This is a genomic window from Nocardia suismassiliense (assembly GCF_900269665.1).
GTDB classification, from domain to species: Bacteria; Actinomycetota; Actinomycetes; order Mycobacteriales; family Mycobacteriaceae; genus Nocardia; species Nocardia suismassiliense.
Genome location: NZ_LT985367.1, coordinates 1 through 13,663, shown reverse-complemented (window position 1 = coordinate 13,663; position 13,663 = coordinate 1). Strand labels below are relative to the sequence as shown.

The 13,663-nt window shown below is 68.7% G+C and carries 1 protein-coding gene; it reads right to left on the bottom strand.

From position 1 onward, the window contains the following. The coding region (locus DBO33_RS42245; protein WP_159080861.1) for a UvrD-helicase domain-containing protein at window positions 1-13,663 on the bottom strand (13,663 nt) is incomplete at both ends.

The window sequence follows — 13,663 nt, the reverse complement described above, 5'->3', positions numbered from 1 at the left end:
GCGGGTCATCGGGGCGGGGAATTCGCGATCACCCTCGGCATGAATGGTGTTGCCGGTGATGCGGAAGGTCTTGCCGCCGATGGTGATGCGGACCTCGTTCGATATAGGCGACGGCACCAGGACGAACTCGATGCGCTCCCCGCGATCGAAGTCCAGGACATCAACGGGCAGGTCGGTCCAGTCGGTGGCCTCGAAATCGGCTTCCATGCTGGACATGGCGCCGCTACCGGCGGGGTGCAGCTGGCCGTGCCACACCAGGGCGGCGGCCTGTTGGGCCAACCTGATCCGCAACGGATCCGATTCGATAGCGGTGGCGGCGAGCGCGGCCAGTTCGGCACCCGTACTGGTGCGGGGTCGGCTCACAGACCCAGGCCTGTCCAGGAACCGGTCCAGGATCTCGCGCAGGCTCTGGTTGGCGGCGGCCCCGGCGAGTGCCGCATAGAGGCCGGTGTGGGCGTCGAAGGCGAGCCTGTGCAGCGTGCTGTCGAGCGGGAACCGCCTGAGCGCGGCGTAGAGCAGATCGGCCTGCTGCTGATCGGTCAGCGCGGTCACGCCGGCGGGGCGGAGGTATTCGCCGCGCAGATACCGGTCCATCGCATCGGTTCTCGTCAGCAGAACCTGGACCTTGCCGTCCTCGACGACGCGGCTCGAGCCAGGCCGGTAGACCGTGCCGTCGTCGGTGTGCTCCCAGCACAGCTCAAGCCGCAGCTCGCTCGGCGCGCTGGGGTCGTGCAGCGTCAACCGATAGCTCGGGTACCCGGTCGCAGGATGTTCCCAAGCCCCGGTGGGCGTCCCCCCGAGCACCGCCGCCATAATGGCGAATTCCTCGGCCTCGGCGGGCGCATCCCCGAGGACGGGCGAGCCTGATTCGATGACGTCGAAATCAGCTGTCCGGTAAGTGAATTCGATGTAATCGAGGCGACTGACGGCCTGCTGCACGGCGTGGGAACCGTCCCAGTGCCTGCCCTGCACCGCGCCGAACACCTGTTCCATGTGTTGGCGCTGGGCCGTGTCACCGGTCTGGCCGGCGGCGACCGCTTCCAGGGCAGCGTGGACTGCTTCTTGAGCGGCTTGCAGATGTTCGCCGCTGAGGTAGGTCCACGCCGCGGGCTGAGCGGTCCAGGCGACCAGCTCGGTGCGGGCGGTCTCGAATTCGGTGTTGTGCTGGCGGGCGGCCTGGGTTGTGCTCAGCTGCCGGTCCAGCCTCCCTTGTTCGGCGGGGTCGGTCACGATGCCGCGGTGGGTTTCCAGGCGCGCCTGCCGAGCAGCGAGGTAGCGGCCCTGCAGGTAGGTCAACGGCCACCGCGCCGAGAGCCCCGTGTGCGCTCGGGTCAGGTAGATACGCGCGCGGCGTTCGGCACTGATCAGCTCGCCCAGCTGATGCCGAGCTTCGCTCGAGTCTTCACCAAATCCGGCTGTGGGTGCGAGGTGCGCACTGGGCTCGACGCCGTCGGCTGCCGGGGTGTCGCCTGCGGGGGTGAGTTCCGTTGAGCCTGAGGCAGTTTCGGCCTCTTGCACCGGTGTTGTCGCCGCCTGTGCAGCAGTGCCGTGCACAGCGTCGAGGATCTGCTCCAGTGTGATATTCCGGGTGGTGTGCTCGCCGGAGGCATCGACGGTGGTGATGGAGGATTGTTCGCTGTCGAAGACAGCCTCGCCCTCTGGGGTCGATTCCCAGTATGCGGTGATGGCGCTGTAGTCGGGGCCGGGTCCGGTGAGCAGCTCCAGCACCACAAGCCGATCGGCGTAGCGCCCGGGCCAGCCGTAGATCACCTGGTAGCCGCGCCGGTGCGCGGCGGTGGCCGTCTCGATCAGCTCGACGGGCACCGCTCGCCCGGCGGGCAGCTCCGGTGGTGCAGGCGGGCTGAGCAACTGGTCGGCCATCTCATCGACGGCCCACACAGCGGCGGCGACCTGGTCGCGGTGCACGTCGAGGCCGGTGAGGGTGTCGGCGAATTCGGTGAGCCAGGTGTCGGTGTCGGCGGGCATCGCCGCGACTCGCCAGGCCAGAGTGCGTGCGGCAGTGGCGATATCAGGATGATCGGTGCGTGCCGGGCCAATTGCGTCGTCGTCGAAGGCGGCGGTGATGCGGGCGAATAGGGTTGCCGCACGGTGGGTTTCGAGGCGGGTGGTGTCGGTGTCGATCATCGTGCGGCGCACGCTGTGGGTGTCGTCGGTGTCGTCGAAGGCGAGCCTGGCCTGTACGGCGAGCACCGAGGCCTCGGCTTCGGCCACGTCCAGGCGCATCTCCCGCACGTTGGCGCTGGTGCTCGCGCGTGCGGCGGACAACGCTCGGGCGCTGGCCAGCTGATAGCCGCGGCTGAAGTAGTCGGCGAGGTCTTGGTTCGGGTCGGTGGATTGCAGCAGTTGCAGCACTCGGTGCAGGGTCGTGAAACCGGTTGTGCGGCCGTCGATTTCACCGCGGATCCGGTTGGGCAGGTAGCGATATCCGCCGCCGGGCTGCGGCGCCCAGGCCATGCTGATCCGCATCGGCAGGAGGGCTCTGCTCTCGATGGCTACGCCGCCTTCGAGTTCCAGCCACAGCAGCCCGTCGCGGGTGTCGGTGTGATGGTTCCAGCCGCACGCGGCCGCGGCGGCGGCGATCTGGCGCACCGGCGACGGCAAGCTGACGTATTCGCGGCGTTGCTCGTACACGGCCGGGTCGGGCCGTGCCGGGATATCTCGTGTGCGCAGGTCCCCGCGCAGCGCCGCCAACGCGTCGGGTGCCTCACCGGCCACGAGCAGGTGCAGCACCTGATCGAATCCGTCGCCGTAGTAGACGGTGTACTCACCGCTGCGGTCATCCCGGGTCAGGGTGTAGCGGTGCCCGCCCGCGTGCACGCCGATCAGCACCGCGCCGGCGTCATTGGTGCTCGTGATGCCGAGGAAGCGTTCGGTGTCGGCGTCCAGGCCGAGCGCGGGGGGCCAATATTGTTCATCGGCGACCGCGTGGGCTCCCCGCCACGCCTGCGCGGTGACCCGGGCGGTCAACGCGGCCCGGGCGCGCGCGTCCTCGCGGACCGCCCGGCACAGCGTCTCTCGGGCCGGAGATTGGTTGGCGTCGGCGTGCCAGGCAACCACGGTGTCGAGCAGCGCCTGTTCGGCCGCGGTCGCACCCAACAGCCAGTAGTCGTTCGGGTCGGCGTCGGCCGCGAAGTCCGCGATGGACGGGTGCGCTGCAGCGGCATTGATGAGATCGGCTGCGTCGGAGCCTGTTTCGATCGACATCAGCACCTGTGTGTAGGCGCTGGCGGCGGGATCGGGCTGAATCAGCTCAGCATGGGCGAGCTCGGCCGCCGAAGCGCGGTTCGTTCTGGCGTCAGCAGGGGCAGTGGTGTGCGCGTGGATCTGCGGTGCGGTCCCGGGCAATCCACCGTCGGGGTCGGTGTGGTCGTAGACGTAGGACAGCGAGCCGGGGTCGAGATGTTTGCGGGCGCGGGTCACCGCGACGTAGGCCAGCCGCAGTTCCTCCGGTCCGGGCATCGTCAATTCCCCAGTGCCAGGGTCGATGGTGGGGCCTTTGAAGTCGCGGCCGATGCGCACGCGATCCCACTCCAGGCCTTTGGCCTTGTGCGCGGTGGACACCATCACGTCCACGTAGTCGTGTTTCGCGGCCAATTCCCTGGCGCGGGCCAGGATCGCCTGGCGCCGCGCCGGTCCGCCCGCGGCGATCCAGGCATGGATCGGCTTGCCCATCTTGGATCCGGCCTGGTGCAAGCGACCGCTGGGATGGGGCCGGTACCGGAACCCGGCTCTACTGAGGTGATCTTTGGCCGCGAAGGTGCCCTCACCCTCGGCGACCAGCCCTACGGGATAGTCACGGAAGTCGATGCCTTCCAGCGGCTTTCCGACTTCGCGGAGCTGATCGATCAGTTCGGACAACTCGTTGATGCCGCGCTTGTCGATCAGCCGCACGAGCATGGTGACTTTGGGGTCGTCACCGCGTTCCGCCGCGGTCTGCGCTTGGGCCCAGGTGTTGAATTGGACGAGATCGTCATGCATGCCGCGCCATGGGGGGCGGCCTTTGCCTTGCAGATAGCGGGCGGTGTCCACGACCGAGCGCAGGTCGGCTTTGGTGCCGGTCGGGACCCCGACGCTGCGTCCGGCGGCAAGTTCGCGTTCGATCTCTTCCAGCGCGGCCCCGTTGGAGCGCACCAGGATCGCGTCAGCGCCGCTCATGCTGGATTCGGGCAGAATTTCCGAGTCCGCCCCGCCGCCGATGACGCGCTTGTCGGACCCGAGTAGCTGCAGGTATCGGTTGGCGAGGTCGGCGATCTGCGGACCGAACCGCCACGAGGTCGTCAGTGGCAGTTCCAGATCGGCGGTGGCGGTCCGCAGATAGTCGATGGCACCGGTCCACCCGTAGATCGCCTGGTCTTGATCACCGACCAAGACCTTGCGCATCGTCTGCTCGGAGATCACCCGCGCCAGCACCGGTGGGGTGTCCTGCGCCTCGTCGAGGAACAAGACCGTGGCCGGTGTCAATCCCCATCCGGGTTGGGTCAGATCCGGGCGCGCCAGCGCCCACATCTTGCGTACATGGTCGTTGTTCAGCCGGAGTCGGCCGTTGCGGTCGCTCAGATCCGCCCACGCCCGACCCGCGATCGCGACCATGCGGTCCTGGATTGTGGGAGCAAGGCTTCGGACCCGCGGCGGTAGATGGTGGCGGCTGATGCTGTCGTCGGCGCTGTTGGCGTAGACCTCGACGGTCCGCATGACAGCCAGCGCCTGCTCGGCGGGTCCCATCACGTCGTTGTCGTCGGTGACCAGCTCATCGACGATGCCGAGGTGATCGGCGATGTCCTCGGGGAACCGCAGCGCCTTCTTCGCCGGGTCGTTGCTGTTGTTCTGCACGCGCTGCTGCAGGTAGTCCGGTGCCCACCGATAGGCGATGGAATGGCCGGTGCGGCATTCGACGTTGCCGGGCATCCGTTCGCTGCCTTCGACCTGGACGCTCTTGTTGAACACGATGTAGACGATCCGAGTCGACGGGTCGGCCAGGGCAATACGCCGTGCCAGCCCTTCCAAGGTTGATGTCTTTCCCGACCCCGCCGCAGCTTGGACTTTCACATCCCGGCCAGCCAGGACCGGGTCGTAGATGGCTTGCTGTTGCGCGCTGGGCGCGTAGTCCTCGCCGTCGAGCATCCGCCCAGGACTCGCCTCCACCACCACCGAAGCGGCGGACCCGGCGGTGGAGGCGGGGCTGGGCGCGGCCGGAGCCTGCACTGCTGCGGCGCTCGCGTGGTCCTCACGCCGTGGTTCGCTCGCCGCGTCGCCGGGCATGTCGGTGTCGAGTGGGGCTCCGGCGCGGCGCAGAACCTCCGCGATGTCAGCTGGTGGCAACGACAGTTCGGTGAGAAGTTCGCTGAGCCGGTCGCGGTGGTAGGTGACCCGCCAGGACAAGTCTTCCGGTGGATCGCTGCGTTCGTCGTGGACCGAGTAGGTCAGATTGTCGATGCGGTCCTCGAGGACACCGAACTGCTGAGGATCCAGTTGCTCGATCACTTCCCCGGCGAGCTCACGCAGATGGGTGTGCATCCGTTGCCGAGAATCGGCGGCGGCTCTGTCCGAATCCCGCTGTGGTTCATGCCATTCGAGCTCTCGACGCAGCGCTGCGGCCTCGTCGCTGTCTTCCTGGGCCAGCGCCAGCTGCGCGGTGAGCCGAGCGAGCTTCGCCTCGCGGTAGGCGAGCATGAGGTCGCGGCGCTCACTGATCCGCGGCACGCGACGCCCCCGCCCGCCTCGATCGCGATGCACGGCGTCCTCGGCAGCGAACATCGCCTCGCGTGCCTGGATCTCGACGCGGTGCAGCTCTGCGACCACGGCGCTCGGGTCGTCGAGTGCAGGCGTGCTGGTGGTGGTCGCTGATAACGGTTCGACGGGAGCGACGGCCGCGCCGCCCGCCGCGCTGTCTTCGTGGGTTGCCGGTTGGGTGAGGGCCGAGGCCTGCGGTGGGGCGTCGAACAGCGATGCCTGCTCGCCGTCCCCGGTGCGGGCACCCGGGCCAGAGGTGGGTTCGATCGCGGTGCCAGCCTGGCCCGCCGGTTCGGTCACGGGGCCGGGTGCCGCTGATGCCAGCACGGTCAAAACGTCAGCGAACCGGAGATCAGGAGCGGGGGCTAGTCCGCGTGGGATGCAGGTGGAGCGGGACGGGTTGTAGGTGTAGGGGCCGTAGGTCCCGGCCATGTCCCATCGCAGCTTCAGCTGCTGGGCAGCGGGTCCGGCTCCTCTGCTCAGGTGCAGATGCAGCACGCGCTCGCCGCGCGGCAGGACGGCGAAGTCCGGCTCACCCGCCCAGCCGTTGTCCTGGGCCCGTTGGAGGGTGGCGGTCGTGTCTGCCGGCAGCAACTGCGGTGCCACCCAGCACGCATACTCACTGGTGGACTCGTGTTCCCAGGACCGCAGGGTGGGCAGGATCTGTTCGGCGGTGCCGACGCGTCCGAGCTCGATGATTTCGCCGCCGGTTGAGAGTTCCTCGTCGGTGGGGTGGGACCACAATTCGTAGCCGGCGGATGGGTCGCCGGTGGCGCGGATCGTGAACGGCCGGTCGCCGAGGGTGAGGTCGAGCTCGTAGATGACATCGCCTTCGTCGTCGACGTCGGTGATGACCTGGGAGCCGAATGCTTCGAAGGCCGGATAGAAGGCAAGGGTGTCCCCGCCCGGCTCCGATTGCGGCCACGCCTCGGCAGCGATCGAGTGCGCCAGTGCGACCCGGTCGGCCGAGGTGATGGAGATGTGAGCGGCGGTCGCGGCGGTGTATATCAGCTGATCGGCGATCAGCGGCGCCAGTGCCCGATACAGGGCAGGATCAGCGACCTCGGTCAGGTCGTCCAACAGGTTGCGCTGCCCCGACACCGCCGCAGTCAGATACGTGCGTTGCTCGGCGCTCAGCCCGTCCTGGGAATCATGCTGGCGCCCAGGAGGATCTGCAGGAGCCTCGACGGCCTTCCGCGGCTGGGCTTCGGGCATCAGCTCGGCGGCCAGCGCCGATGCGGTGTTCTCGGCGGTGCTGAGCGCGTGTGCGCGGATCAACGGCAGGATCTGCGCGGCCTCCCGGACGTGGCCTAGTTCGTCGGCTTCCGCGCCGGGGCGAGCGTAATCCTCGGCAGCAAGCTTGACCACGGTGTAGCCGCCGCCCAGCTTGGTGGCTTTCTTGATCAGATACCTGCGCTCCCCCACGCAGAACTCGACATCCCATCCGTATCCGGGATTGCGTTCGGACAGGTCGACCGTTGGACCGATCCGCTCGAATGCGTGATCGAGGTCGGCGCTCGAGTCGTCGCCAACCGCGAAAGGTTCCGGCCACCGCAGCTCGGCGACCGCGCGGGCCAGCGCCCCGGGCTCGATGCCCTCGGTCTCCGGATGTGCGTCGAGGTAGGCCAGGACAGGCTCGCGCGCCGCCGCAGCGCCGAACACCCGGTACAGATCACGACCAGCCATGGCCACACTCCACACCAGACCGGTGTCGGGCAACTGCGCGCTGATGGCTGCGGCGTGGTCGATGAGGTGATCGATCGCGTGAGCGGCGTCGTGCAACCGCCTGGGCAGGGGGCCGGTGAGGGGGCCGTCGAAGTGGCTCTGCAGCAGTCGAGCTCGTAGGATCGCGGCTGCGTGCGCACTGGCCAGGCGCTTGGTGGCGTGGTCGAGTTGGTCGGCGCCGTGTCCGGTGTCGCCGGTGACCGCGAGGTCGGTGGCCTGCTTGAGCACCGCTGCTTGCCACATCGCGATAGTGACACGATCACGATGATGGGAGTGCAACCGCGCATCAGCGTCGGCGTAGTCCCGAGCCTGTTGCGCGGCTTCGTATTTGCGGTGGAAGTGGCGGGCCAGGTTGTGGCCGAGATCGGCGGACTGGATGACCCGCAACGCGCGGACCAGCTCGGGGGCCTTCCAGTCGCATCTGCCACCGACCGTGGTGAATCCGGAGGTCGGTTGCGCGGATTCGCCGTCGTGGCCGACCGGCCATACGAGGTTGATCTGCCAGTCCTCGCCGTCGAGGGTTTTCTGCAGATGCAGTCGCAGGTCGGTACCTGGGTGTAGAGGTGGGGCGATGTTGTCCCAGCCGCACGCCGCCGCGGCGGCGGCGATCTCGCGGGCCGGGTACGCCAGTCCGGCAAAGGCTCGGGTGTGCTCGAACCAGCCCGGACTCGGGCGCACCGCGCCGGCGGCGGGATCCTCACCGGTGCCTGACTCCGCCGCCGTGCCCTGCAGGTCCGTACGCAGCACAGGCAGCATCCGCTCGGCCATGGCCGCCCCGGGCACCGTGGCGACGGCGATCAGATCCTCGCCGTCTTGGCGGTAGAGCTCGACGTGGTGCAGGCTGGCTCCGACGGTTGAGCAGATCAGCCGGTACTGCTGGTGGGGAGTGTGCAGGCCGATGATCGGTGTGTGGTCTTCGCAGTAGCCGACGACCCCGGCGAACAGCTCGGCCTCCGGATTCAGTGCCAGTGCGCCGGTGAAATCCTCACTGATCTCGCCGCCTTGACTCGCCCGCCAGCCACGCTGGGCGATCCGGGTGATCAACGCGGTGCGCAGTGTCTCGTCGCCGCGGGCGTGGTCGAGTATCTGACCGCGAATCTCCCCCGTCTCAGTCCGATGGGTGGAGAGCGCGGCCAGCGCTTGAGCCGCGGCGGTGGCGGCGAAGAACCGGTAGTGCTGTTGCCCGGCGTCGGTGGCGAACCCCGACAGCCGTGGGTCGGCCGCCGCGTCGGCGATGATCTTCTCGGTGACCGGCGCGGTGTCACCGATCATCGTCCGCAGCTGAGGGGCGCCGATGCCGTCATCCGGTGTCCAGGTCGGGTCTATCAGTTCGGCGGCGTCGAGCAGGGACTCGGCGCCGTCGAAATCGAGCCGGTCATAGGCGGTGATCGCCTCGCGCAGTTGGTCGGCGACCTTTTGCTGGCGCTCCTGGCGGCGGCGCTCGGCGGCGGCCGGGGGGCATTCGAGCACCTGACGGCGATGCAGCGCCACATAGGTGCTCGCGGCCTGGTGCACGGGGTCGTATCCGTGCCGCGACTGCAAATCGTGGAGGTGGGTTTCGACCAGGTAGCGGGCCACGTCACCGATACGCCGGTATTGGTGGGCGTAGTCGTCTGCGGCGCAACGGATTTCGGCCAGCTCGGTGTCAGTGAAATGGGCGGCCGCCGCGAGGTCGGCGACCACCAGCTTCCACCGCTGCGGGTCGGTGTAGACGCGTTCGACGTTGAGCTGGCCGGTGTGTGGGTTGCGGTTGGACACTCCCCCGGCGAGCTCGGTCAGGATGTGGGTGACCTGGCCCCAGTACTCCTGGGTGTTGCTGCGGGTGGGGACGTCGTCGAACCGGTCGAAGGGGCTACCCCACATGCTGGCGCCGACGATGTTCAGGGGCCGGTAGCCGCGATGCCGCAGCAGCGAATGCACCCATTCCGGTGTGACGGAATCCACCGCTGCCCGGGTCTCGGAGGTCACGACTTCGCCAGGAGCCCAACGCGACAGCGCGGCCGTCACCTGCTCGGCCACTGCGACCCTGTCCACCGACACCGGACGTTGATCGGTCGTTGAGCCGAAGGCGGCTTCTACCCGATGCAGCGGCGCAGGTTGCGCTGGCGCGTCGAGGCGGCGGATCGGCACGTCGACATCGGTGGTAGCCGGTACCACGGTCGGGTACTCGCCGATGATTGCCCGTACCTTGGCGAGGGTGGGGTTGGCGAATGCAACTTCGGCCCCGTCGAATTTCCGGGTGTAACGGGAATGTTGTTCGACGTAGCGATAGCCGTCGCTGCCTCCTTCGAGTCGCAGAAGGAAGCGGCGTTCGATGACGTGCTGAATGTCGGCGGCCGTCGCGATACCCTCGATCATGAAATCGCGGATAGCGCCGCCGAGGCCGGGCATTTCGACAACGTCGTAGCCGCTGCGGCGCGCCAGCCGCACGACAGCGACGAATTCCTCGGGCAGCTGCGCGGCCCATTCCGGTTCGACGGCGGCGGCGGGTTGAGCCTGGCTGGCATCGAGGTCGAGTGTGTGGGGAACTCGGCGGCCGTGGCGGGCCAGGTCGGCCTCGACTTGTTCGAGCTTGGGTGGCCGTTTGAGATGTGTTGCACCCGAGGCCTTTTGGTCGTACTCCCAGACTCCGTGGCGATGGGCCCAGACGAGGTCGTAGTGGCGTTCGCCGCGTTTGGTGTGGCAGGCGACGGTCACGGTGCAGGTGCCGCCGGCGGCGGCGGGCCCGGTCACGGTCCAGCCTTCGGCGTGGGCCTTGGCCGCGAACAGTGCGGTGGCCGGCGCGATGTCGAGCAGCGGCGCCAGCCGTACGAGGCACTCGACGGCGGCGAGGTCGCTGGCGGGGCGAGGGTGGGACTCACCGTCGTAGGTGATCGTCCATGCGGCCTGCTCGGGCTGGAACCGCAGTTCCTGTGAGTCGGTGTCGAGGCGCCACGGCAGCCCCAGTTGCCAGCTGCCTCGGAGGCTGACCCGGGTCAGGGTGATCCAGCACGTCAAGCCGTCCGCGCCAGAGATCCGTTCGATGTTGTAGTCCCAGCCGTTCTCGGCGGCGACTCGTTCCCACGAATCGAACGCCGGAATTCTGGTCTGCCAATGGTGCTGGTGGAGTTCGGCTTCGGCGTGGTCCTGTTCGCGCACATACCGGTCGATCACCGACCACACGTGCGCGGGCCGGGCCTGTACCGCGGCGGAGAGGTCGGGCAGATCGTCCAGACCGCCCTGCGGGTTCCGCTCGCGCAGCCGATACGTTCCGTCCGGGGTGTAGTCGAGCTGGAAGTGGCGGCACGCCGCCCGCACGCCGAGGACCACTCCCCCGTCGGCCGTGGCGGCAACCTCGGAGATGCCGTTGTAGTAGCCGTTGGTGAGCGGCAGCGACGCCCAATCCGACTCATCCACCACGACATCAGGTGTCCCCGTGGCAGGGTTCGGGGAATGCGTCGCCCAGACCGCGGCGGCGACGTGACGGGCGACCTCCCACAGAACGGGTCCATCGTCGTAATAGCGCAGCCGCTGAGCGATTCCCATCTCATCCGGATCGGCAATCGTGGTGGAGTTGTAGAGCTCCTCAGCGATGCCAGCGGTGTGGTCGGCGGCCAGGCGGCCGGCCAGACCCCGATACAACTCGGCGTTGCCGATGGCAGCCAGGCGCGCCAGCGCGGACGAGGTGGTCGTGTCGGCGATGATGCGCTCGGCGAAACGCCGACATACTGGCGGACCCAATATCACCGCCTGCGGCGGCGTTTCAGCGCTACCCCAGCCCTGCCCGAGTTCCGTCACGGTGACGGCGAGTCCGGGGTGGCTGGTGAGGGCGTCGATCGCGGCGCCCGGATCCCGGGGCACCGCGAACAGGCGGCGCGCGAGAATGGTCTGCTCCACCGCCGGGACCGACACTCCCGCGTGGGCGAGGTCGTAGCGGTAGGTGCCGTCGGTGTGGTGGATCCACGGCAACACGAACGAGCGCGGTCGGCGCAGCGCTGGGTGCTCGGAGATCCGCAACAGGTAGCGCTGGTGCCCGTCGTGTTCTGTCCAGCCGCGGTGCTGGTCCGGCGTGAGGCTGGTCACGACGCATCCGTAGGCCAGCGCGAACGCCGCGACTGTAACTGCCTCGGCGGGCAGGCCGGGGTTGCGCTCGGCGGCGTCCCGCGCCCAGCCGCGCACCCGCGCCGGATCCGCGACGACGTCGTGGGCGTCGTGCTCGGTGATGAACTCCTGGTGGTGCCGCAAGGTCTCCATCGCCTGCGCCGGGGTCCGGGCATTGCCGATCACGTCGTCAAGAACCCATGTGCTGGAACCGTTTCCGTGGGTGTGTCGGCAGGTGTGATGCACCCGGAACGGGAACGGGAGCTCCCCGCCGTTGCCCAGCAGATTCCGGTTGCGGGTCGCGTCGATATCGACGATGCCGAACCGCTGCCCGCCGATGTCGAGCAGATGCACGCCTGCGTCGGGGCTGTCGATCAGGGTCTCGTAGCCCGGCGCCAGGGCGATCTCGGTGCGCGCGGGCCCGGTGCCGAGGATCAGCCGCTGACTGGTCAGCGGGCCGGGCTCCGAGGGTGTGGTGGTTCGGGTGTTTTCGATGCCGGGCGGTGGCGCCGTGGGCAGGTAAGCACGCAGGTGATCGGGGACGAGCTTGCGGGCCAGGCTGATCCACCGCTGGTGGTGTTCGGGCGAGAGCCCGCTGTGGGCCAGCGTTGCGTGCAGGTTCGACCAGTCCTGCTGATAGATCGCGGTGCTCGGGTTCGCTCGGCTGGTGCTGGTGCGGACGGCGTGCAGGGAGTTGAAGATTTCGCGAATGGCGCGCTGGTCGAGGGTGGCGAACGCGCCGTCCTCGTAGGGCGATTGAACCAGGCTGGCGACGCCGGAAGCCCGCACGGCGAGATCGAGACCGTCGGTGGCCGCAGCGTGGAGCGCGGCCAGGTCGTTGTATGTGCGGGCGGCGTCGTGGTCGCCGCGGGCGGGGGGAGGCAGTTGATCGCGGCGGGCCGTGATCAACGCCAGGACGGTTCTGTGCCAGAGGATTTCCGCGTCGACGGTGCCGTGGAAGGGAAGACATAGTCCCTCGGCGAGCAGCCAGCTCTGCTGGGTGTGAGCCTCCTTGGCCGTCAAGGCGGCCACGTCCGCATTCCGTGCTGGGTCGGGGTCGGCGAGATCTGCTGCCGGGGTGAGGATTTGGTGCAGCACGATCCCTGGGTTCGGGTCGCAGTAGCTCAACTCGGTGGCGTTGAGGTGCCGGGCGCGTGACTTCGAAGCCAGGAAGACCACCGAGCCGTCGGGCAGCGCTGCCCACACCAGCTCGTACTGGCGCGGCCCGTGGTCGCTGTCCTGTCCGACACGCAGCAGGTACTGGCGGGTGTATCGGTCGTCGGTGGCGTCTTGCCAGAGCTCGGCGACGTCCCAGCCGTAGGCTCGCGCCGCCGCGCGCAGCGGCGCCGCTTCCGCCGCCAATTCCAGGTCAAGGGTCGAATAGCGTTGCGGGTCGACCTCTTCGGTCTCCGGGTCGGCCACCATGCGGGCGGACCTGTATGTGGTGGCGACGGTGCGTAGGTAGGTGCCGATCGTCAAGATCGGTTGGTCCGTGACCGACGCCAGCTTGATATCGGCGTGGCCGAGCTCGTCGAGGGCCTCGGCCAGGTCGGCCAAGGCCTCGACCCGGTCGTCGATCTGCTCGTGGAAGCAGTCGGCGGCGTCGACGATGCCCGGGTCGGCGAGCTGGCGTGCCACCGCCAGCGGTCCGCCCGAGGACGCCCACGACCGATTGACCAGCGCGTCGGCGGCGGTGGTGAGCGCGGTCTGGTCGTGGCTGTTGCTGGCGGCGTTCGCGGCGGCCCGTAGCGATCGCGCGAGCATGGCCTTGCCCTGACCGGGGTCGGTGGCGGTCGTGGTCAGCGGCGGGATCTGCCATCGCTGATCACCGGGCCGCGCATAGGCGCCTTCGGCGTTGGCGCGCTTGAGCTCCAGGCGTCTGCTGGCATAGCTGTGGGCGATGTCGTGCAGGTAAGTGGCCAGGGGGGGTTCGTCGTCGCGGACTGCGGCGACGCGGATGGTCCCGAGTCCGCGCCGGGTCAGTTCGTCGGCGAGCTCACTGATCGCGGCGATGCGCTGGTTGGCGGTGCCGCGTCCGATCTCGTCGGTGTCGAGTCCCTCCCGCCCGGCCAGGCGGGCGCCGAGCCCACCCGGCGCCCGCCTGGCC